Consider the following 24,424-nt stretch of genomic DNA (forward strand, 5'->3'; position numbering starts at 1 on the left):
TTAAGTCTTATAATTAAATCATGAAAATTATGGAGGAGTAATTAATGTCTAAAGTTATAAAAACTATGGATGGAAATGAGGCTGCAGCTTACGTGTCCTATGCATTTACAGAAGTAGCTGCTATCTATCCAATTACCCCATCATCACCTATGGCTGAACATGTAGATGAGTGGTCAGCAAAGGGTAAAAAGAATATTTTTGGACAAAGAGTAAGATTGGTAGAGATGCAATCAGAGGCAGGAGCTGTAGGAGCGGTTCATGGTTCGTTAGAAGCGGGTGCTTTAACAACTTCATATACAGCTTCACAGGGATTACTTTTGATGCTTCCTACTATGTATAGAATAGCAGGTCAGTTAAAGCCTGCAGTACTACATGTAACATCTAGAACTGTTGGAACCCATGCACTATCAATTTTTGGAGATCATTCAGATGTTATGGCATGTAGACAAACAGGATTTGGAATGTTATCCACCTCAAGTGTACAAGAAGTTATGGATTTATCAGGGGTAGCACATCTTAGTGCAATAAAAGGACGTATTCCTTTTTTACATTTCTTTGATGGATTTAGAACATCACATGAAATTCAAAAAATAGAATGTTTAGAATATGATGATTTAGCTAAGCTTGTAGATAAAAATGCACTTAAAGAATTTAGAAAAACTTCCTTAAACCCTGAAAGGCCTGTACAGCGTAGTACAGTGCAAAATCCAGATATATTCTTTCAAGCACGTGAGGCAAGTAATAAATTCTATAATGAGATTCCAGCTATCGTGGAAGATTATATGAATAAAATAAACAAACTAACTGGAAGAAGTTATAGTCTATTTAACTACTATGGAGCACCAGATGCAGAGCGTATAATAATAGCTATGGGATCAGTGTGTGGACCAATAGAAGAAACTGTAGATTATTTAAACAATAAAGGTGAAAAAGTTGGACTTGTTCAGGTACATCTTTATAGACCATTTTCTGTTACACATTTCCTAAAAGCGGTTCCAGAAACTGTTAAAGCAATAGCAGTTTTAGATAGAACAAAAGAACCAGGTGCAGTGGCGGAACCTTTATATGAAGATGTTTGTGCAAGCTATATAAATAATGATAAAAGACCGAAGTTATATGGGGGACGTTATGGTCTTTCCTCAAAGGATACAACACCAGCACAAATTGTTTCTGTTTTTGAAAACCTTAAAAAAGAAACTCCTAAAAATAACTTTACAATCGGAATAGTTGATGACGTAACAAATCTTTCTTTAGAAATAGGAGAAGAATTAGATGCAGTACCTAAAGGAACTATAAGTTGTAAGTTTTGGGGACTAGGTTCAGATGGTACAGTAGGTGCAAATAAAAATTCAATAAAAATAATAGGTGATTATACGGATATGTATGCTCAAGCGTATTTTTCATACGACTCTAAAAAATCTGGTGGTGTGACTCAATCTCATCTTCGTTTTGGCAAAGAACCTATACGTTCTAGTTATCTTGTGAAAAAAGCAGACTTTGTTGCATGTCACAAAGCATCCTATATAGATAATTATGATATAGTTTCAGACTTAAAAGATGGGAAGACATTTTTATTAAATTGCAGATGGAATAAGGAAGAGCTAGAGGAACGTCTACCAAAAGCAATGAAAAAGTATATCTATGAGCACAATATTAAGTTTTATACAATAGATGCAACAGGTATAGCTAAAGAAATAGGTCTTGGAAATAGAATAAATACTGTGCTTCAAGCTGCTTTCTTTAAGCTTGCAAATATCATACCTATAGAAGAAGCAGTAGCACATATGAAAAAAATGATATATAAAAGCTATAGTAAAAAGGGTGATAAGATTCTTAATATGAATTATGCCGCTGTTGATAAAGGGGTAGAGGGGTTAGTAGAAATTAAAATACCATCCTCTTGGGGGAATGCTATAAAAGAAGACAAGTTTGAAAGCGTGGAAATACCAGACTATATAAAAAATATCCTTATACCAATAAATGCGCAAGAAGGGGATAAGCTACCTGTAAGTATATTTTCAGGAAGGGAAGATGGAACAGTGCCTCTTGGTACATCAGCTTATGAAAAGAGAGGAATAGCAGTTGATGTTCCAGTTTGGAATATAGATAATTGTATACAATGTAATCAATGTTCTTTTGTTTGCCCTCATGCAGCTATTAGACCTTTCTTAGCAAACGAAGAAGAAACAAAAAATGCACCAGAAAGTTTTAAACTTAAAAAAGCTGTTGGAAAAGGTTTTGAAAATCTTAACTATAGAATACAAGTTGATGTATTAGATTGTACAGGTTGTGGAGTTTGCTCAGAAACTTGTCCAGCTAAAGGAAAAGCACTTAAAATGGAGCCAGCTGAAACTCAGAAACAAGAAATGGATAACTGGTATTATGGACTATCACTTTCTAAAAAAGAGAATCCTTCTAATATTAATACAGTTAAAGGAAGTCAGTTTGAGAAGCCGCTGCTTGAATTCTCAGGGGCATGCGCAGGATGTGGAGAAACTCCTTATGCAAAAGTAATAACACAATTATATGGAGATAGAATGTATCTTGCTAGTGCAACAGGTTGTCTACAAGCTTGGGGGGCAGCAGCTCCATGTGTACCATATACAACCAATAGTGATGGACATGGACCGGCTTGGTCAAACTCACTATTTGAAAATAATGCAGAATTCAGTCTTGGAATGTGTTTAGCAGTTAAACAACAGCGAGAGAGTTTAAAATCAAAGCTTGAAAAGATTTTTGATTTAACTGAAGATAAGCTAGTAAAAAAAGCAATAAAGGAATGGAGCGACAACTATAATAATGGGAAAACCTCAAAGTTATTAAGCGGAAAGCTTATATCATCTTTAGAGAATTTAAAAATAGATGGGGAATTAAAAGAATTGGTGGATGAAGTCCTTAATAATAGGGAACATTTAGTTAAAAAATCTATGTGGATGTATGGCGGAGATGGCTGGGCATATGATATAGGTTTTGGTGGACTTGACCATGTTTTATCTTCTGGAGAAGATGTTAACGTGATTGTATTAGATACAGAAGTTTACTCAAACACAGGAGGACAATCATCTAAAGCAACTCCTTTAGGTGCAGTTGCTCAATTTGCAGCCTCAGGTAAAAGGATTCAGAAAAAGGATTTAGGTATGATTGCAATGAGTTATGGTCATGTGTATGTAGCTCAAGTTGCAATGGGAGCTAATCAAAATCAATTTTTAAAAGCTGTTGAGGAAGCAGAAAACTATCCAGGTCCAGCACTTATAATAGCTTATGCTCCATGCATAAGTCATGGACTAAAAGGTGGAATGAGCACTTCTCAGCTAGAACAAAAACGTGCAGTTGAAGCAGGATATTGGCACTTATATAGGAACAATCCAATTCTTAAAGATAAAGGAGAAAATTCATTTGTCCTAGATTCAAAAGAACCTACAGGAAACTTTAAAGATTTTTTATTAGGAGAAGCACGTTATTCCTCACTTCAAAGAACTTTCCCAGAAGCAGCAGAAGAACTGTTTGAAACGGCAGAGAAATATGCAAGAGAAAAATATGAGAAATATAAAAAACTTGCAGCACAATAAAAACATTTATAAGGTAGCATATAAGAACACTTATATTTGATTATTGATATCTAAGGGTATTGAAAAAGTCCCAGTTAGCAACATTATTAAGTTTCTTAACTTAATGATGTTGCTTCACTGGGGCTAATTTTAGTTAGATGGTGACAGTGAGAAATATATATGATTTTAATTATAATAATAGTATATGGGTAAGAATAATAATTTGTTATAATAAAAAATAGTACTTTTAATTAAATATACAAATAATAAATTTATAGTAATTATATTATTTAATAGTTAGACAAGGAGTAGAGATTTTTATGAAGACAATAGGATTAATAGGCGGAATGAGTTGGGAAAGCACTGTAACATATTATCAAATAATAAATGAGGTTGTAAAAAAACAGCTTGGAGGACTACATTCAGCTAAAGTTGTCCTATATAGTGTAGATTTCCAAGAGATTGAAGAGTGCCAATCCAATGGAGATTGGGATAAAAGTGCTGAAATATTAGGTGGAGCCGCTAAGAAACTTGAACAAGCTGGAGCAGATTTCATTGTTATTTGTACAAACACAATGCACAAGGTAGCACCTAATATACAAAAAGAGATACTAATTCCTATTATACATATTGCTGAAGCTACTGCTGAAAAGCTTATAGAAAATAATATATATAAGGTTGCATTACTTGGTACTAAATATACTATGACACAGGATTTTTATAAAGATAAGTTGATAGAAAAGGGAATTGAAGTTTTAATTCCAAATGATAGTGATGTTGAGATTGTAAATAATATAATTTATGACGAACTATGTTTGGGAATCATATCGGAAAAATCTAAATCAGAATATATTAGAATCATAGATAAGTTAAAAGAAGATGGAGCTCAAGGTGTCATACTTGGATGTACAGAAATTGGGTTACTTATTGGACAAGAAGACACGCTATTGCCTGTATTTGATACGACACAAATCCATGCAACTAAAGCTGCAATGCTTTCTATAGAATATTAAAATTAAAAATCTTCTGTGAAAGAAGGGTTCAGCAAAATGCTGAACCCTAAATTTTTAGGATAACTGAACATCAAAATCACGAGAATTCTTCTCCGTTAATTTCGCTGCATAAAAAGATACTAAGGATCCGTTTTTACTTGTAAAGACATTGAGCTCTAGTATCGATTTAACTAATTCAGTTACCTCGTCATTACTTAGATCACTTCTAACATCTGCAATAGTTATATTAGACTTATCGCCACTTTCAGTGACAAAAGTCAAACTTAAGGAGTACTGCATATTTTTCACCTCCTTCCTTTATAATAAAATTCATGCTATTCAGCATCTGATAAAATGGAGAGTTCATCTAATAGATAATCTCCAGTTTCAGGCGCTAATACTTTAGATATAGCTTTAGCAAGAGCATGAATATCTGCATCTGTTGCATCAAGTCTTATATTAGAAAAAGACTTTTTCTTAAAAGTAGGAAGCCCATTTTTATCAACACCTGACTGTATTTCCACAATTAAAGACTTTATTTTTAGGTCTCTTATTATAGACATACGTATCATCACTCCTTTCGTGTAATATTTTTTCACTCTATACAATATGTAATGAAAGGGGAAAAGGTGACTATTATTGATGAAAAAAGTAGTATTTTATATTATTACTTATATGGAAAATATAGTAAAAATTTAATTGCATTAAAATTATTATCTGAAGAATTGCGGTCAAGATTATAAAGGAATCTAATGAAGTTCTTCGAACTTCTACAGAGTATAGGTGCAGAAGTTAAAAGGAATCTAATGGAGAATTCCTACGGAATCTCCTAAATGGCAGAAGATTAGAAGGAATTTTATGAAGCTTGAGAAGAAGCTTCTACAGAGCAGTAGTTAAAAGGAATCTAATGGAGCTTGGAAAGAAGCTCCTACAGTGCATAGGTGCATAAATGCACAGGAGCATCGGAAAAGCGGCAAGGTGGACTGCTGGAGCATAGGACAATTTCAAAAGTGGAGCATAAGAGCAGTGCAAAAGTGGCACATTTGGATGCTGGAACATAGGAAAAGAGCAAAAGTGGAATGTTGGAAAATAGGAGCATTAAAAAAGAGGAACAGCGGAGCAGTGGTATGAATAGAATATTAGTAATAAAGAGCCAAGAGGAGAAAAAGTAATGAAGAAAAATGAAAAACAATATAAGAATAATGAAAATGAAAATATAGAAGAGCTCACACCTAAAAAAGAAGAGTATCCTAAGGGATCTAAGTGGACAGACGGTGAAGTGCTTGATGAAAAAGTAATAAAAGAATTTCATTTAGATGAAAGTTTGATAAACATGGGAGTTAATAATGAGCTTAATGAAGAGAAATTAAATATAAATAGTAATAATAGAATGAAAAGTCGAGTACCTATTTTAGAGGATGAGGAATTTTTAGTCAGAAAGACTTTTAGTGTCAGGGAATCAACTGCACAAATGTTAAATGAGCTTAAGTTCTTACATCCTAACGTAAATATAAGATTAAACGTACTAATAGATAGTGCTATAAGACATTATCATGAATATATAATAGAACAAGGTGGATTTTAATAAGAAAATAATAAAGAATTTATGGGGAGGAGAGGTGTTAATGACTAGTATAAGTAATAACAATGGTAAAGAGGCGAGAATAAGAAAAAACTTTGTTGTAAATGAATCTACGGCAAGAATGATTAGTGAACTTAGATTGATTCATCCAGATGTCAATGTGAAATCTAGTGACATAGTTGAAAAGGCTATAAGGTGCTACTACAGATATATAAAAGAAGAGGATGGTGATCAGAAAGAAGAGTTTTAAGTAAGAGGGTGCTAGCTAATAAATTTAAAAGAAATTATAATTTATGAAAAAACTTGGTTTATAGAAGAATATAAACTAAGTTTTTTATTTTAAATAAATATAATTTGATTAATAAAAGTAACGCACTGGTTTCGATAAGCTATATATTATTTGTAGTATAATTAATAAATTTAATATAATTACACTAGCTTATTTCGATTTTATTGACTATGCTATAAATAAAAGAGATAATGTTTTTTATAAGAACTACTGATAAAAAGAAGTATTAAAGAAAGGATTAATATGAGAAGAATAGATTTAATATATGAAAAACTTAAAGAGCTAGGTGTTAAATCAGGAATAACAGCTATAGAAATTTCAGAGATTTTGGGGTTGGATAGATCTAATGTGAGCAGTGATCTTAACAGGCTACATGAGGAAGGTAAGATTAATAAAAGTACTGGCAGACCTATACTTTTTTCTATTGCTGAAAACGTTAAGGTTGAAAAAAAAGAAAATATATTTGATAAGTTCTCAGAAAAAAATCCTAGCCTTACAACTTCTATAGATCAAGCTAAAGCGGCTGTTTTATATCCATCAAAGAAGATGCATATGTTGATTTTGGGAGAAACAGGTGTAGGAAAGTCTATGTTTGCGGGGTTAGTACATAAGTATGCAAAGGAAATGAAAGTTATGGAGGAAAACTCACCTTTTATAACATTTAACTGTGCAGATTATGCAAGCAATCCACAGCTTCTTATAAGTCAATTGTTTGGAAATAAAAAAGGAGCTTACACAGGGGCTGATTATGATAAAGAAGGTTTGATTGAAAAGGCTGATAAGGGAATACTTTTCCTAGATGAAGTACATAGGCTTCCACCAGAAGGACAAGAGATGTTTTTTACTTTTATGGATAATGGGTGTTTTAGAAGGTTAGGAGAAACGGATTTAGAGAGAACTGCTAAAGTTTTAATTATAGCAGCTACAACAGAAAATCCAGGCTCAACCTTACTTAAGACTTTTACTAGAAGAATTCCTATGATTATTAATATACCGAGCTTAGAGGAAAGAAGTTTTGAAGAAAAGTTTAACCTTATAAAGGATTTTGTAATGGAAGAGTCAGCAAGTCTTGGGAGAAAAATAGTAGTATCAGTAAATTCCTTGAGAGCATTTTTAAGTTATAGATGTGTTAATAATATAGGTCAGTTAAAAACCGATGTTCAAATAGTTTGTGCTAAGGCTTATGCAGAATTTGTTTCTGGTAAAAAAGAAGATATTATAATAAGCAGCCTAGAGCTACCTTACTATATAAGAGAAGGTCTGTATACAAAAATAGAACACAGGCAACTTTTTAATAAGCTTATTGGGATAAATAAAAGATACTGTGTATTTGATAAAACTCAAAAAGATGTGATTTTTGTTGATGATGATAAAAATGAAAATATATATAAAATGATTGATTTAAGAGTTCATGAATTAAGAAGCAGAGGGATAGAAACCAAAGAGCTTGAAAAAGAGATGGAAAAAGATATAGAGGATTATTTCACTAAATATATTCATACGGTAAATACAAAAATAGATACGTCTAATTTAGAAAGTATAATTGAGCCTGAGATTATTAGATTAGTAGAAGAACTAATTAGCTTTTGTGAAGAAAGCTTAGGCAAGTCATTGAGTAAGAGAATATATTATGGAATGGCGGTTCATATATCAAATTCTATAGAGAGAATAAAAAGAAAAGGTAAAATAGTTAATCCTCAATTAAATAAAATACGTACAGAATTTCCAAGAGAATTTGAAGTGGCTCTGGACTGTCTCAAAATAATTGAGAAAACTTTAGATATTAGTATTCCTATAGATGAGGCTGCTTTTTTAGCAATGTTTCTAGTATATGATGACAAAACTATACGTGAAGAGAGGAATGATGTTAAAGTAATAGTAGTTGCACATGGTTTATCTACAGCAACATCAATGACTAATACAGCCAATATGCTTCTTGGTGTAAATTATGCTGTAGGTATCGATGCTCCTTTAATTGAGAAACCTCATGAAGTAATTTCTAGAATAAAAGCATATATAAAAGAAACTAAGATAAAATCAGATATTTTATTTTTAGTAGATATGGGTTCTCTAATAAACTTTGGGAAAGAGATTGAAAATGAGATTGGTAATAAAACAAAGACAATGCCTCTTGTGAGTACTCTTCATGTAATAGAAGCTACAAGAAAAGCAATGTTAGGTTATGCTTTAGAGGAAGTATATAAAGAAACCTTAGAAGTTAATACATTCTTAGAAAAAGATGATAATGAAATAGAAGAAGATGTAGTAAAAAATGAGAAGCTCGCTATAGTGACTATTTGTACCACTGGGGAAGGTAGTGCAATTGCTATTCAAAATATATTAAAGGACAAACTTAAAATAGATGAAAATATATTTAATATAATACCTGTAAATCTTATAGGTAAGGAAAGTATTTATGAGAGACTTAAAAATATATCCAAAGAAAATAGAATTGTATGTATTGTAAGTCATTTTAATATTGATACTAAAATACCATTATTTGATTTGGCAGAGATTTTAAGTTTAGATGCTATTCCTTCAATTCAAAGGCTTATAGACATAGAAACCACCTATATTAAAATAGGAGATACTTTAGAGAATCAGCTTGAAACTGTAGGAGGAAAATCAATACTCAAAGATATAAAGAAATTCATCAGTAATATAGAAGAAGAGTTAAATGCAAAGATTAATACTAATGCATTAATCGGTATAACATTTCATATGGCTGCTGTTATAGAAAGACTTAAAAAGGGAGACAATATTGAAGAATTTGAAGATAAAGATAGGTATATACAAAATAATAGAGAGCTTTACAGCATAGTAAGATATGCATGTACTTATTTAGAAAATCAATATGATATAAAAATATCAGATGATGAAGTTTGCTATATAAGCACAAATTTGAATTACAAAAACTATACTAAGCTTTAAGATTATGTTCCTAGACTTTAGAGATTAAGCTCTAAAGTCTAGGAATTTATTTTTTCTTTAGAGGGTTGGCACATAACTTGCTTTATAAATATATAAGAAACTAAAATATAGCCAATTATATTAAGGAAAGGATGTTAAATATGAACTACGAAGAAATAGTAATAAAGATAATAGTTAGTGGAGGTGATGCTAGAAGCCACGCTATGAAAGCTATATTTAAGGCGAAAGAAGGAGAGATAGAAGTAGCAAGAGAAGAGTTAGTTAAGGCATCTGAAAGCTTAGAAGTAGCTCATGATATTCAAACCCAACTTATTCAGGATGAAGCAGCTGGAAATGGTAAAGACATTACATTGTTAATGGTTCATGCACAAGACCACTTAATGAATGCCATGACAGTAAGAGATATGGCAAGAGAGTTTGTAGACATGTATGATAAGTTTTCAACCCACTAATATTAACCCACTAAAGAAATTATAACCCACTAGGAAAATGAAGATAATATGAGTCTAATAACTACATAATTAAAGAGCTTTCTTAGTGAAATAGTGTTTTGGCACAATAGTTGCTTTAAATATATACAAAGAAATAATAACTAATTTATTTTAAGGAGGAATTATAAATGATACAAATTACTTTAATATGCGCTGGTGGAATGTCAACAAGTATGCTTGTAGCTAAAATGAAAAAAGCAGCAGAGGCAAAAGGTATTGAATCTGAAATAAGAGCAATTGCAGAAGGAAAGTTTAAAAAGGATTACAGTGATAAGACTGATGTTTTGCTATTAGGACCACAAATAGGATATATGGTTGATGACTTTAAGAAGGAATATGAACCAAAGGGTATTAAGGTTGATGTAATTGATAGCATTGACTATGGAATGATGAATGGTGAAAAAGTATTAAATATAGCTCTAAATTTATAAAATCTATATTAAAAATAAAAAGTCTGAGGGGGATAACAATGAAATTTAATTCGGCACAAATTCAAAGAAAAATTCAGCCTTTAGTTAATAAGATATCTAATAACAGATATCTTAAAGCTATGATGGGCGGAATGATGGCAGCGATGCCTGCAACAATTATAGGATCATTAGCAGCACTGCTAAAGTCCTTGCCAATAGCACCATACCAAAACTTTATAACTTCAAATGGTATAGATAAATATTTACAATTACCCGTAACCCTTACAACAAATATATTAGCTTTAATATTTGTATTCTGTATTACTTATAGCTTAGTGGAAAGTTTTGAGCAAAAGGGAATTGGACCATCAGTAGTGGCAGTGATTTCTTTCTTAATACTTACTCCACTACAAGCAACTAAAAATTCATGGGGGCAGGATGTTTCTGTAATTCCAATGGATTGGCTTGGTTCAACGGGAATATTTACAGCTCTTATAGTAGCTTTTGTAGTAGGAAGACTTTATGTTTCTATTGTTGAAAGAGGATGGACAATTAAGATGCCAGAATCTGTTCCGCCGTTTATTAAGGATTCCTTCTCAAGTTTAATCCCTGGAATAATCATATCAACAATATTTGTTATCATATCTGCAATATTTGCAAGTACTTCATTTGGAAGTATCCATGAATTTATTTATAAATTGCTACAAGCACCGCTGCAACAATTAGGTGGTAGTTTTGGAGCAGTTATTGTTGTAGCAATATTAGCTCAAACGCTATGGTTATTTGGTATTCATGGAAGCATGGTAGTAATGTCAGTAATGATGCCAATATGGGTAGCTTTAGATACAGCGAACCTAGCAGCATCTTCTGCAGGACAGCCTGTACCAAATGTTATTGGTCAGAATTTTTTTAGTTTGTGCACATATGGTGGAACTGTTTTAGGCTTAGCAATATTAATGCTAACTGCTAAAAGTCAAAGATTTAAGATGCTTGGAAAATTGTCAATAGTACCAGCACTATTTGGAATAACTGAACCGCTAATTTTTGGTACTCCATTAGTTATGAATCCAGTATTTGCACTTCCATTTGTTTTTGGAAATGTAATTTCATTAATTTTAGGTTATATTGCAACAATTGCAGGATTTATTCCTAAATTAACTGGTATAGCTGCACCAGTTGGAACACCAATAATTATTAAAGGTTTTATAGTAGGTAATTGGCAAACTGCAGTATTCCAATTTGTTTTGATTTTAATATGGATAGGTTTATGGTATCCATTTTTCAAAATTGCTGATAATAAAGCAATTAAAGAAGAGAGTGGAGAAGTTCAGGAACAATAGAATAATTTTCATAAATAGTCTCTTATTATTTAATGAGAGACTATTTAATTAGATTTAGATTTAAGGGGGTACCTATGGAAAGTAAAAGGTTATTACAACTTCTTAATGAGATGACTTTAGAAGAGAAGATATATCAACTTGTTCAATTAGATGGAGAACTTTATAGTGATAATGCAGCGGTTACAGGACCAAAAGTAAAACTTGGTATAAGTAATGAGGTTATTAACAACATTGGTTCTGTTTACAATGTATTCGGGGCAGAAAATCTAAAAAAGATACAAGATGATTATTTAAGTAAAAGTAGGCTAAAGATTCCCCTACTTTTTTGTGCAGATGTAATTTATGGTTATAAAACAGTGTTGCCAGTACCATTAGCCTTTGCTTGCTCATGGAATCCAGAGTTAGTTAAAGAAGGAATGGAGATGATAGCAAAAGAAACTTCAGCTACAGGTATACATGGAGTATTTTCTCCAATGGTTGATTTAGTTCGTGATCCTAGATGGGGAAGAGTCATGGAGTCTACAGGAGAGGATGCCTATTTAAATAGTGTTTATGCAAAAGCTGAAATAGAGGGATTTCAAGGTGATTTCAATAATGAACATGTGGCTTCCTGTGTAAAACATTTTGCAGCTTATGGTGCTCCAGAAGCAGGACGAGATTATAACACGGTTGATATGTCAGAAAGAAAACTTAGACAGGATTATTTAGCTTCCTATAAAGCAGCAGTTGATGCAGGTTGTAAAATGGTAATGACATCATTTAATACAGTTGATGGAGTTCCAGCATCAGGGAATAAGTGGCTAATGAGAGATGTATTAAGAGAAGAATGGGGATTCGAAGGAGTAACTGTATCTGATTATGCAGCAATTAAAGAATTAATATATCACGGAGTAGCAGAAGATGAAAATCATGCAGCAAAGCTTGGGATTGAAGCCGGTGTGGATTTTGATATGAAAACACCTATATATGCGAATCATTTAAAAGGATTGGTTGAAAGAAACGAAATTAATGTAAAGCTTATTGATGAAGCGGTATTAAGAATACTAAATTTAAAAAATGATTTAGGATTGTTTGAAAATCCTTATCGTGGGGCCAATGAAATACTGGAGAAGGAAGTTATAGGGAGTAAAGAGAATAAAAAGACTGCTCGTAGCTTATCAGAAGAATCAATAGTGCTATTAAAAAATGATAATAAGGTTCTTCCTCTAGATAAAAATAAGAAAATAGCTTTAATAGGACCTTATGCTAATGAAAAGGCACTTGTTGGATTATGGGCTATATCTGCAGACCAAAAGAGTATTGTTACACTAAAAGAAGCTATGGAAAATAAGATAGGTGATAATTTATCATATGCGCATGGTTGCGATATTATAGATGACTATTCTTTACTTGGCGATTTTGGATACATGATGCAAAAGATGGCAGTTAAAAGAGACTGCGAAAAAGACTTAGAAGAAGCTTTAAAAATAGCAGCTGATGCAGATACAATTGTTGTTGCTTTAGGTGAACACACTCTTCAAAGTGGAGAAGCTGGAAGCCGTACAGATATATCAGTAAACAAACAGCAGGTAGAACTTTTAGAAAAACTATATGAATTAAATAAACCTATTGTTTGTGTATTGTTTAATGGAAGACCATTAATTTTAGAGAACGTACTTGATAAGGTTGATGGTTTAGTTGAAGCTTGGTTCCCAGGGTCAGAGGGAGCTTTAGCTATTGTAGATATTTTGTTTGGAGACATAAATCCTTCAGGTAAGTTAACCATGAGTTTCCCAATGAATGTTGGACAAATACCTGTTTATTATAATGAGTTTAAAACTGGAAGACCAATTCTTGGCTCAGGACATACAGGAAGATTTGTTTCTAAATATATAGATTCACCAAATGAACCAAGATATCCATTTGGATATGGACTTTCTTATACAAAGTTTGAGTATGGAGATATTCAATTAGATAAGGATATTTTAAATATTAATAACGCAATAAAGGCATCTATAAGCATAAAGAATACAGGTGACATAAAAGGTAAAGAAACTGTTCAAATGTATATTCAAGACATTGTGGGTAGTGTAGTAAGACCTGTTAAGGAATTGAAAGGATTTAAAAAGATTGAACTTGAGGCAAATGAAAGTACAATAGTAGAATTCATAATTACAGAAGAAGATTTAAGGTTCTTTACTAAAGACATGCACTTTAGCTCAGAAGCAGGTAAGTTTAAATTATTTATTGGAACAAACAGTAAGGATGTAAAGGAAGTAACATTTGAATACAGATAAAATATAGATTTAGGAGGAATAAATATGAACAAAGGTTTTCCAAAGAACTTTTTATGGGGAGGAGCTCTGGCTGCTCATCAATGTGAAGGTGCATATAATGAAGATGGTAAAGGACTTTGTACAGCAGATACATTAATCTGTGGGAATCCAATGGAAAGATTATTTAATATTAGTACAGAAATAAAAGATGGCGTTTATTATCCAAGCCATGAAGCTATTGACTTCTATCACAGATACAAAGAAGATGTTAAATTATTTGCTGAAATGGGATTTAAAACATTGCGTACAAGCATTGCATGGTCAAGAATATTTCCAAATGGAGACGATGAAACTCCAAATGAAAAAGGACTACAATTTTATGACGACTTATTTGATGAATTATTAAGTTATAATATTGAGCCACTAATTACACTTTCTCACTATGAAATGCCTCTTAATTTATTGAATAAATATGGAGCGTGGGAAAATAGAAAGCTTATAAAGTTCTTTGAAACATATGCAAAAACAGTTTTTGAGAGATATAAGGATAAAGTAAAGTATTGGATGACTTTTAATGAAATAAATGTTATTAAGGTTATGCCTTATTTTGGCGGAGGAATGATACTAAATTACCAAGAGCCTGATTTTTTACAAAAGGTATATCAAGCAGCTCATCATCAATTTGTAGCGAGTAGTTTGGCTGTAAAAGCATGCCATGAAATAATACCTGATGGGAAGATTGGAATGATGATGGCTGGAATGTTATCATATCCTAAAACATGTCACCCAGAAGATGTATTAAAAAATGTTGAGATGGAACGCAACTCTTTATTCTTCTCGGATGTTATGATGAGAGGGTACTATCCTGCTTATATTAATAGATATTTTGATGAGAATAATATTGATATAAAAATGGAAGATGGGGATATAGAATTACTCAAAAAGTATACTACAGATTATTTAGCTTTTAGCTACTATATGTCAAGTGTAACAAGTGCAGATCCAGAGGATAATAAAATGACTGGTAATTTTGCTATGGGCATAAGTAATCCTTATTTAGATACAAGTGAATGGGGGTGGCAGATTGATCCTACTGGATTAAGAGTATATTTAAATCAACTTTATGATAGATATCAAAAACCACTATTTATAGTTGAAAATGGACTTGGAGCAAATGATACTGTAAAAGAAGATGGAACTATAGAAGATAACTATAGGATTGAATATCTAAAAAAACACATTGAAGCTATGAAAGAAGCGGTTAAAGATGGTGTTGACTTAATGGGATATACACCTTGGGGCTGTATAGATTTAGTAAGTGCATCTACAGGTGAAATGAAAAAGCGTTATGGTTTTATATATGTTGATAAAGATAATTATGGTAATGGAACTTTAAAGAGAGGTAAGAAAAAATCTTTTGACTGGTATAAGAAGGTTATAGCTACAAATGGAGAAGATTTAGAGTAGTATATGAATTTAGAATTTAAGGAAAGTTGTATGTAAGGAGGAGAATATATTGAAAATTTTAGATTTAAATGATAACTGGCTATTTATTAAAGAAAACTATGAAGCAGAATTAGTTACTTTGCCGCACTGTTTTAATGACATTGATGGACAAAGTGGAGACGGGATGTTTAAAGGAGAATGCTGCTATAAAAGAAAATTAAATATTACTGATGAAAATATAAGTAAATTTATATTTTTGGAGATAGGTGCAGCCGGAATGGTTGCCAAGGTGTATGTAAATGGTAGACTGGCTGGCGACAGCAGATGTGGCTATTCAATGTTTAGAGCATTTCTAACACCATTTCTAAAGATAGGGGAAAATGAAATATCCATATTGGTAGACAATAGTTTTCATGATGATATATATCCGTTAATGGCTGATTTCTCCTTTTATGGTGGATTATATCGTGAAGTGAAGTTAATAATTTCAGAATTTCTTCATTTTGAACTAATGGATAACGGAAAAGATGGAATATACGCAACACAAAAGAAAATAGATGAAGATATATTTGAGATAAAAGTACATGGCAAGGTGATAAATGAATTATCTGAGGCTAAAGAAGGTAAAGTAGAGTTTAAACTCTTAGATAAAGAAGAAAATATAGTGTTGAATAAGACACTTGATATGAGATTTTCAAATGAGTCAGAATTTAATATTGTGGAGAAAATTGTAAGCCCTAATCTTTGGCAGGGAGTAGAGAAACCATATCTTTATAAATTAGAAGTTAAGTTAATATCTGAAGATGAGGTATATGATAAAAAAACAATTGAAATTGGATTTAGAACAGTAGAAATTACTACTGATAAAGGCGTATTCTTAAATGGTAAAGCTATTAAATTAAATGGAGTAAGCCGACATCAAGATTTTGCAGGAGTAGGCAACGCACTGACTAAAGATCACATGGATTTAGATATGTCGATTATTAAAGAGATAGGTGCAAACAGTATCAGGTTGTCTCATTATCAACATAATGATTATTTTTACACTCTTTGTGACCGTGAGGGAATATTGGTATGGGCTGAAATTCCATTTATCAGTATACCTGTCACCAGTGATGAGGAAAATAGAAATGCAAAAGAGCAATTAGAAAGATTGATCAAACAAGCGTATAATCATAGTTCTATATACTGCTGGGGAGTCCAAAATGAAATAACTATAGGAGCAGAGAATGAAAAGATATATAGAATGGTAGAGAACCTTGTGTCTATTGCTAGAGAAATGGATTCAAGTAGATTTGTTTCTCAGGCTAATATTCATAGCGTAGCCAATGAAAGCTATCTTAATGGACTAACAGATTTTGTTGGGTATAATCTGTATTATGGTTGGTACTACAAAGAGATGCAGGATTTAGGGAAGAGATTGGATGAATTCCATGAAGTAAGGGCTGATATACCAGTTATGGTAACAGAATATGGAGTGGATACTAACCCAAGATTGCATTCATATACCCCGGCTATAAAGGACTATACAGAAGAGTATCAGCTGCTTTTCCAAGATAATGCACTTAGAACATTTAATGAAAGACCTTTTGTTTTAGGTGGATATGTATGGGCTATGTTTGACTTTGGTAGTGAGATTAGAAATGAAGGAGGAGAAAAGGGAAGAAACCAAAAAGGTTTAGTAACCATAGATAGAAAAATTAAAAAAGATGCATTCTACCTATGTAAAGCTTATTGGTCAAAACAGCCTTTTGTTAAATTAGCTGGTAGCAGATTTGTGAATAGACATGAAGAAATAAATGATATAGTGGTGCTATCAAATGTAGCTCATATTAAGCTTTACTTGAATAATAAATTTATAAGTGAAATAAATAATATTGAGGCAATGAAAAAATTTAGTGACATTAAATTATGTTTTGGGAAAAACACTATTAAAGTAGAGGCTTTTGATGAAGATTCAAATGTTTATACGGATGAGATGATTTTAAATAGAGTTGATGAAGCTGATGGAAGCTACATTCTTCCAAAGCAGGAGGAGAAAAAGCATGTAACTAACTGGTTTGAAAAGTTCGATTTGTCAAATGTTGAGGAAGTGGTTATTAAAGAAGGATATTACTCTGTGTTTGACACTGTAGAAGAACTTTGTAAAAATGAAAAAGCAAAAGCTGTATTTAAGAAATTTTTTGGTGATATGGCAGATAGTCCAAGATTCAAGCTAATGAGTGCAGTGTTTACAATTGAGGGTATGTCTAAGCGTTCAGCATTTAATATACCTAAAGAATTGTTAGGTGTTATTAATAACGAACTGAATATTATACCAAAGGTTATTGAGAGTAAGTGTAAAGATTTAGTATAATATGTACATTGATAGATAAATAAAAAGTACATTGTATTAAAGAAGGAGAATTTATGAGCAAAATACTGGTTATGGACATTGGAGGTTCCTCTACAAAGACTGCTATTATAGAAAATGATGAGATAGTAGATAGAGATAAAATACCAACATCCACACAATCATTAGAGGAATTTGTGGATAACATTGACAAAGTTGTTAATAAAGTTAAGCCAGCAGGAATAGCAATAAGTATACCTGGGATAGTTAACTCTAAAACTGGACTTATGAAGCATGGAGGATCTTTAAGTTTTATTAAAGATTTTAATATGAAAACTTTCTTGCAAGAAAGGTATAAGGTAAAGGTAGCTATAGAAAATGACGGTAAGTGTGCTGCACTAGGGGAGCTATATAAAGGAAAGCTCCAAGGATGTGAAGATGGTGTAGTAATAGTTATTGGAACAGGGGTTGGTGGAGGAATAATAGCCAATGGAAAATTACTAAAAGGAGAGCATTTATCTGCAGGAGAGTTCTCATTTGTAAGAACCAATGATGAAGACCCAGAAAACTTCAGAAATGTTTGGGGTGCAAAGGGAAGCAGTGTAGGACTTGTTAAAAGGGTGAAGTTAGCTAAGGGAATCGAAGGTGAATTTGATGGAATTGACTTATTTAAGTTAATTGAGGAAAAGGATGAAGTTGCTTTAGAGGCTTTTAATAGCTTTTGTAAAAGTATTGCTGTACAAATAGTAAATATTCAAGTTATTTTAGACCCTAAAAAGATTGTTATTGGGGGAGGAATAAGTGCTCAAAAGATTCTAACTGAAAAGATACAAGCTATAGCAACTGAGTTAAATACAATACCAGGAATGTATACTCCTGAGATTATAGTAGAGCAAAGTGAATTAGGTAATGATGCTAATATTTATGGAGCGTATTATAATTATATACAAGAAGATTAGTAGGTTTAATTAAGGTGATGAAAGTTCATTTGAATTTTCATCACCTTTCCATTTTCATAATATGAAAATCCATTGACCTGGAGTTAACTTCAACATTTAAAATATATCTTACATGAACTCAAATTTTAATTGGATAGGAGAATGTAATGAATAATAATAATTTAAAGTTGAAAACGGCATTATTGTCCTGTTGTTTTGTTACAGCATCAATGAATGCAATAAGTGGTAATATTCCAGAAATGGCTAAGGTATTTAATACTGTTCCCTTGTATGTTGTGGAACTAATATCTACTATACCATCTTTATTTCAAATGGTTGCTATTCTTATAGGACGTTTTATGGGTAAAAAAATCGGTTATAAGAATAATGTTTTACTTGGTATTTTGTTATGTGGAGTTGGAGGTATTATTCCTATATTTATAAAAAACATTTACGTTATTTTGTTTACAAGGGGTGTATTTGGCTTTGGCGCAGGATTGATAACTTCTACTTTGATTACATTAATTGTATACTTTTTTGATGGTAAAACAAGAAGTACTATGATAGGTATGCAGGGGGGTATTGGAGGATTAGGCAGTCTTATTGCTACTTTTATTGCTGGAAGACTGCTGATATATGGATGGAATGTTTCTTTCTACACATATTTTATTGCCTTTATTATATTAGGTATTTTTGCAGCTTTTGTTCCATCTGTAAACAAAAACGAAAATGTAAAAAGAGCTAAGGATAAGATTAAGGAAGAAAATAAGATAAGTATAAATACTATGGTGAAAATATTGGGTTATGCAGGTATTATGTTTATATCAGTATCGGCAGCGACTTTATATATTATCAAATGTTCAACTCTTGTTACTACACTAGGTTATGGTAAATCTCAAGATGGAAGCACAATTATTATGTTTATTTCTGCTGGATCTTTGATTAGTGGTGCCTTATATGGAAGAATGGTTCATAGAATGAAGAAACTATCTCTACCTATATTTTATACGTCTATGGTTAGTGCATATATTATTGCAGCTGCATCAAATAACTTATCGATTACACTTATTAGTGGATTTATATTAGGTTTTGGATATATGGCTTTTGTACCTTACATTCAAGATACTGTACACAAAGAATTCAGTAATCATGGAGAGATAGCTACTAGCATAATTCTTGTGGGACAAAGCTCAGGTGCATTTTTTGCTCCATATCTAGGAAATATGATAAATATAAGTTTATCTACTATAACAGGAGTATTTTTTACTGGTGCTATAATTTATGGTGGATTAACTCTACTTGCTTTAGTACTAGCTTATAAGATACCAAAGAAAGCAATTTAATAAGATGAACATGTAGAATAAGAGCTCAGCATTCAGTTGTTGAGCTCTATTTTTATACCTGCCCAAAGGTACAATAGTTAGTTAAGTAGTAACATTATATTACTAAAAGTATAGCAAATACTTGATTATAGAAATCACTCAAAGACACTTTAGATAAGCTGGATAGGAGAAACTGTACATTTCTAGAAGAATAATATCATAGATATATAATTAAAGTTATATAAATAAGTTGAGGATATTTTAACTAGGGAGCGAAGAGTATGAGGGTAGTACTTTTTAAATTAGTAAAGCATTTACTACAAAGTTTATTAATGTTAGTTATGTGTGTGGTACTAATGTTATTGTATCTTTTTCTGTAAAGGGGGGTGAAGAGACATCCCCCTCTTTTATTACACAATCGTAAAAACTCCAATCCATGGAATTAAATATGGATTGGAGTTTTTTATATTATTTACATTCTAAATAATATCTTGGTTTACCTTGAGTTTTGTTTTTATATTCAATTGCTAATGTCGGACAACCTGAGATGCATGCCATGCAATGGGTACAGTTATTTTGCCAACTAGGTTTGTCTTCTTTCATTTCTATATTATTAAGAGGGCATAATTGAACACATTTTTTACAGCCTATACATTTTTCAGTTGTATAAAAGCCCTTTGATTTAACAAAGAATTTGTAGAAGACCGTATTTACAACACCACTTTTTAATGATGATTTTGTAGTGAGGACAGGAAAAGGTATCTCATCACGAATATCTTCTGCAATTTTAAGTATTTTGGGCATACTTTTTTGAATTATTTTATCTGCGGTAACTTTATCTGGAGCGTTGTACATAGCTATATAATTCTCAGGCATAACGATATCTGCAAATCCCTGTAAGTCAAACCCTTTTACCGTGCATAGCTGTTTTATATAACCTAGTGCATTAGATGTAGATAATCCACAGGTTAGGATAAAATATACTTTATTGCTTCCTGAAAAATCAACTGATTTTATGAAATCTTCTACCACTTTGGGGATTCTCCAGGCATAAGTAGGGCATACAAAGACAAAGGGTTTGTCTTGTGAGACAAGTTGTTTTTGGTTTCCTTGTTTCAAAAGCTTATTTATAGAAACAATATCATCTTTTGTTTTTTCTGCAAGTATTTTTGCTACATATTGACTGTTTCCAGTTCCACTAAAAAATAGAATCATACTAATCACCTCAACTTATATGATTTATAAACATGTATTGACTATTGAACATGTGTCTATTATACTTTATGATAATATTTGTCTCAATCGGCAATTTATCAATAAGTGTTTATATATGAACATTTATTGATAAATTGTACAGGAAAGGGTGCACTCATGGAAGATAGACGATCAATAAAAACGAAGCGAGCTATTCGTAATGCTTTTTTAGAACTTTTAAAAGAAAAAAGTATTAATAGAATTAGCGTTGTTGAAATATCAAAACTTGCAGATCTAGGGAGAGGAACATTCTATCTGCATTATAAGGATGTTTATGAATTAATGGAATACCTTGAGAATGAGTTAATTCATAATCTTGAGATTTTGTATGATACTTCTTACCCCTGTGGTAATTCTTCAAATATGCTAAAGTTCACGGGAACAGTAACTGATTATATGGAAGAAAATCGAGAAAGTTTTCTTATACTTACAAGAATAGAAAATGGCGGAAGGATACTTGAAAAGATAAAATGTTTTTTTAATCAAAAATTAATTTCAAGTGAGGTAGATACTATTACTGAATTAGATAAGGCAGAAGTTCTTTTTATTGTTTCTGGAGCATTTGGTATTCTAGAGGCATGGTTAAAAGAAGGGATGAAAATGCCTAGTAAATCAGTATCAGAAATGCTTAATCATGTACTTACAAAGTTTGAGTGTTAATATTTAAAGGAATATTTTTCACTTTTTGAAAATAAATCTTGTTCATTTGTATTAAAATAGAGACATAATCAAATATTATTAGATAGAAAATGAAATCTAAGGAGGATTTGTATGTCTAATTTAAAAAATAAAGATTTTCCAAAAGACTTTTTATGGGGAGCATCAACATCAGCTTATCAAGTAGAAGGTGCAAGTTTAGAATATGGAAAAGGACCATCTGTTCAAGATGTAAAAGTAATACCAGAAGGAACAGCAGATTTTAAGGTTGCTAGTGATCAATATCATCATTATAAAGAAGATATTGCATTAATGGCTGAAATGGGTTTTAAAACTTATAGATTTTCTATAGCATGGTCTCGTATAATTCCTAAGGGAGTTGGAGAAGTAAATCCACAAGGAATAGAATACTATAATAATGTAATAAACGAATGTTTAAAATATAATATAGAACCTTTAGTTACAATGTACCACTTTGACTTACCAGCAGCTCTTGATGAGAATGGTGGTTGGTCTAACCCAGATACTGCAGAAGCATTTGTGTATTTTGCAAAAGTTATGTATGAGAACTTTGGAGATAGAGTTAAGTATTGGTTAACTATAAATGAGCAAAATGTTATGATTCTTATGGGTAATGTTATAGGAACTCTTAATGTTAAAGGTATTGATAATGTCCAAAAAGCTTTATATCAACAAAATCATTATATGATGTTAGCACAAGCTAAGGCTATGATTTTATGTCATGAAATGCTTCCAAATGCTAAAATAGGTCCAGCACCAAACATATCATCAGTATATCCAAACTCAAACAAACCAGAAGATATAGCAGCTGCTAATACTTTAAGTGCTATAAGAAACTGGATGTATTTAGATATGGCTGTTTATGGAGTTTACAATGCTAGAGTATGGAGCATACTTGAAACTATGGATGCAACTCCTGAAATTCAAGAAGGGGATATGCACATCTTAAAAAGTGCTAAACCAGATTTTATAGCTTTTAATTACTATAGCACAGCAACAGCTGAATATTATCCAGTAGAGGAAGCGACAGCTGAAGGAAAGGTTGACCAACAAACAGCCTTCTCTTTACCAGGAGTATTCCGTGGAGTTAAAAATCCTAATCTTCCAAAAACAGAGTTTGGTTGGGAAATTGACCCAATTGGTTTCCGTAATACATTAAATGAAGTTTATTCACGTTACCACCTTCCAATAATAATTACAGAAAATGGTTTAGGTGCTTACGATAAATTAGAAGAAGATGGAACAATTAAAGATGATTACCGTATTAAATATTTACAAGACCATATAGAGCAAATGCAATTAGCTATTAATGATGGAGTAGATATGATGGGATATTGCCCATGGTCAGCAGTTGACTTAATATCAACTCATGAAGGTTTTGATAAGAGATATGGATTTATCTATGTAAATAGAGGAAACTTTGATCTTAAAGATTTAAAGAGAATACCTAAGAAGTCATTCTACTGGTATAAGAAGGTTATAGCTTCTAATGGAAAAGATTTAACTAATAACTAATAATATTAAAGGTGCTAAACACGTTTTAAGTGTTAGCACCTTTATTTATATGCTTTCAAATTTACTTGGTCTTATAAGTTTGCCAAGAGAGAAGGGGGATTTGCTTTTTTTATTGTTATCAAAGAGACTAGCTTTTATTATCTGATTGTTTTCGTAGGTTTTGAAGTAATATTCACAGGTTTTTGTATTCATAAAGGATATATATTTTGTAAAATCATAAGTATTTTTATCTGTTATTACGGCTCCTTTTGGAAGTGCAACGCTGTCTAATATATGAAAACATGTTGAAATTACTTCTAAAGGATTTTCTGGAATTTCTAAATGTGTTTTTTGATAAGCCGTTTTTATAAATCTTTCAGGAGAAGTATAACCTCCAGGTAACATAGATGTTCCTGATGAATGACCAAAAGGTCTTAGTATCATATTGCCCCAATATGTTTCACTAGTTTGCCTAGGTGATAGGGTTGTATAATTTCTTAAATTAGTCATATGCCATGAGAAATCAGGGCTATTTGCCAAAACCCCAATAGGATTTTCAAATATAGTTAGTCCAATCTCTGTTTTTTCTATTACAACACATTTACCGCTTCTATCAGTTGCTATCCAATGTAGAGGAGCAGCTATTTCAGTTATAGGATCTTCAAACCCCACTATAGATACGTCCCTAAGTATTTCGTAAAGTTCATCTACAGACTTTGTTCTACCTAATATATAATGAAGAAAACTCATAGAGGCTACAATGTCATTCTCTTTTTTTGTATAACGCATAGGTAAATCATAGTTAGCATAACCAGGAAAATATAATGCAGCTGCCGCAAAGCCTTTTTCATTAACTCCATCAAAAAAATCTAGAAGACCATCTACTTCTTGTCCAATTGCGATAAAGCTATAATAATCCCTAAATGTACTGGTGTTTAATATATTCTTCCAAGTATAGTTTTTAGGAACAATATAGATTTCTGGATCAATTATATAAGAGAAGTCCATGTTACGACCTAAATAGTTTTCATTCTGTTTAGAGTGTAGAGTTATTGCTGTACACATAAAACCTCCTTTCAAAAATTCGAATGCTTATAATTTAATCATATTCAATTCTAGATG

Annotated in this window: 19 protein-coding genes; 15 read left to right on the forward strand and 4 right to left on the reverse strand. The window is 31.8% G+C overall.

What is annotated here, in order from left to right; genetic code table 11:
- Positions 1–44: 44 nt before the first annotated feature.
- Both nifJ and P8F83_RS23085 read left to right on the forward strand, forming a co-directional pair.
- Positions 45–3,569 (forward strand): pyruvate:ferredoxin (flavodoxin) oxidoreductase, encoded by a 3,525-nt coding sequence (gene nifJ / locus P8F83_RS23080; RefSeq protein WP_326512864.1) that lies wholly within the window; start codon positions 45–47, stop codon positions 3,567–3,569.
- A 299-nt stretch (positions 3,570–3,868) separates the two neighbouring features.
- On the forward strand, positions 3,869–4,561 hold the full coding sequence (locus P8F83_RS23085; protein ID WP_326512865.1) for an aspartate/glutamate racemase family protein: 693 nt from the start codon (positions 3,869–3,871) through the stop codon (positions 4,559–4,561).
- 54 nt (positions 4,562–4,615) lie between these two features.
- Here the strand turns inward: P8F83_RS23085 and P8F83_RS23090 are convergent, their stop codons facing one another.
- Both P8F83_RS23090 and P8F83_RS23095 read right to left on the reverse strand, forming a co-directional pair.
- Entirely contained in the window at positions 4,616–4,840 is a 225-nt protein-coding gene (locus P8F83_RS23090) for a DUF2922 domain-containing protein (RefSeq protein WP_238902823.1), read from the reverse strand.
- Between the two features lie 35 nt (positions 4,841–4,875).
- Complete coding sequence (locus tag P8F83_RS23095; RefSeq protein WP_326512866.1) at positions 4,876–5,103, reverse strand: DUF1659 domain-containing protein; 228 nt, start codon at positions 5,101–5,103, stop codon at positions 4,876–4,878.
- Positions 5,104–5,711: 608 nt separating this feature from the next.
- Between P8F83_RS23095 and P8F83_RS23100 the strand changes: the two genes are divergently transcribed.
- The 11 genes from P8F83_RS23100 (at position 5,712) to P8F83_RS23150 (ending at position 19,897) form a co-directional block, all read left to right on the forward strand.
- Positions 5,712–6,125 (forward strand): hypothetical protein, encoded by a 414-nt coding sequence (locus P8F83_RS23100; RefSeq protein ID WP_326512867.1) that lies wholly within the window; start codon positions 5,712–5,714, stop codon positions 6,123–6,125.
- A 40-nt stretch (positions 6,126–6,165) separates the two neighbouring features.
- The gene (locus P8F83_RS23105) at positions 6,166–6,372 is read left to right on the forward strand and encodes a hypothetical protein (RefSeq protein ID WP_326512868.1); all 207 of its coding nucleotides are present in this window, start codon (positions 6,166–6,168) and stop codon (positions 6,370–6,372) included.
- A gap of 282 nt (positions 6,373–6,654) precedes the next feature.
- Entirely contained in the window at positions 6,655–9,342 is a 2,688-nt protein-coding gene (locus tag P8F83_RS23110) for a sigma-54-dependent transcriptional regulator (RefSeq protein ID WP_326512869.1), read from the forward strand.
- Positions 9,343–9,482: 140 nt separating this feature from the next.
- Positions 9,483–9,794, forward strand: a complete 312-nt coding sequence (locus P8F83_RS23115) for a PTS lactose/cellobiose transporter subunit IIA (RefSeq protein ID WP_326512870.1) — start codon at positions 9,483–9,485, stop codon at positions 9,792–9,794.
- 167 nt (positions 9,795–9,961) lie between these two features.
- Positions 9,962–10,264: a PTS sugar transporter subunit IIB gene (locus P8F83_RS23120; RefSeq protein ID WP_326512871.1), complete on the forward strand. Its 303-nt coding sequence runs from the start codon at positions 9,962–9,964 to the stop codon at positions 10,262–10,264.
- A gap of 38 nt (positions 10,265–10,302) precedes the next feature.
- Positions 10,303–11,583: a PTS sugar transporter subunit IIC gene (locus P8F83_RS23125; RefSeq protein WP_326512872.1), complete on the forward strand. Its 1,281-nt coding sequence runs from the start codon at positions 10,303–10,305 to the stop codon at positions 11,581–11,583.
- Between the two features lie 74 nt (positions 11,584–11,657).
- The gene (gene bglX / locus P8F83_RS23130) at positions 11,658–13,859 is read left to right on the forward strand and encodes a beta-glucosidase BglX (protein ID WP_326512873.1); all 2,202 of its coding nucleotides are present in this window, start codon (positions 11,658–11,660) and stop codon (positions 13,857–13,859) included.
- 24 nt (positions 13,860–13,883) lie between these two features.
- Positions 13,884–15,305 carry a glycoside hydrolase family 1 protein gene (locus P8F83_RS23135; protein ID WP_326512874.1) on the forward strand — a complete coding sequence of 474 codons (1,422 nt, stop codon included), beginning with the start codon at positions 13,884–13,886 and terminating at the stop codon, positions 15,303–15,305.
- A gap of 49 nt (positions 15,306–15,354) precedes the next feature.
- A complete protein-coding gene (locus tag P8F83_RS23140; protein WP_326512875.1) occupies positions 15,355–17,640 on the forward strand; it encodes a glycoside hydrolase family 2 protein in 2,286 nt (761 codons plus the stop codon).
- A gap of 53 nt (positions 17,641–17,693) precedes the next feature.
- Complete coding sequence (locus P8F83_RS23145; RefSeq protein WP_326512876.1) at positions 17,694–18,575, forward strand: ROK family protein; 882 nt, start codon at positions 17,694–17,696, stop codon at positions 18,573–18,575.
- Positions 18,576–18,721: 146 nt separating this feature from the next.
- Positions 18,722–19,897 carry an MFS transporter gene (locus tag P8F83_RS23150; RefSeq protein ID WP_326512877.1) on the forward strand — a complete coding sequence of 392 codons (1,176 nt, stop codon included), beginning with the start codon at positions 18,722–18,724 and terminating at the stop codon, positions 19,895–19,897.
- Between the two features lie 447 nt (positions 19,898–20,344).
- Here P8F83_RS23150 and P8F83_RS23155 read toward each other — a convergent pair whose 3' ends face one another.
- Positions 20,345–21,091: an EFR1 family ferrodoxin gene (locus P8F83_RS23155; protein ID WP_326512878.1), complete on the reverse strand. Its 747-nt coding sequence runs from the start codon at positions 21,089–21,091 to the stop codon at positions 20,345–20,347.
- Positions 21,092–21,247: 156 nt separating this feature from the next.
- Between P8F83_RS23155 and P8F83_RS23160 the strand changes: the two genes are divergently transcribed.
- Both P8F83_RS23160 and P8F83_RS23165 read left to right on the forward strand, forming a co-directional pair.
- A complete protein-coding gene (locus P8F83_RS23160) occupies positions 21,248–21,790 on the forward strand; it encodes a TetR/AcrR family transcriptional regulator (RefSeq protein WP_326512879.1) in 543 nt (180 codons plus the stop codon).
- A 111-nt stretch (positions 21,791–21,901) separates the two neighbouring features.
- On the forward strand, positions 21,902–23,323 hold the full coding sequence (locus P8F83_RS23165; RefSeq protein ID WP_326512880.1) for a glycoside hydrolase family 1 protein: 1,422 nt from the start codon (positions 21,902–21,904) through the stop codon (positions 23,321–23,323).
- 45 nt (positions 23,324–23,368) lie between these two features.
- Here P8F83_RS23165 and P8F83_RS23170 read toward each other — a convergent pair whose 3' ends face one another.
- Positions 23,369–24,367 (reverse strand): choloylglycine hydrolase family protein, encoded by a 999-nt coding sequence (locus tag P8F83_RS23170; protein ID WP_326512881.1) that lies wholly within the window; start codon positions 24,365–24,367, stop codon positions 23,369–23,371.
- Positions 24,368–24,424: the final 57 nt, after the last annotated feature.

Source organism: Clostridium intestinale, from assembly GCF_035905475.1.
GTDB classification, from domain to species: Bacteria; Bacillota; Clostridia; order Clostridiales; family Clostridiaceae; genus Clostridium_T; species Clostridium_T intestinale.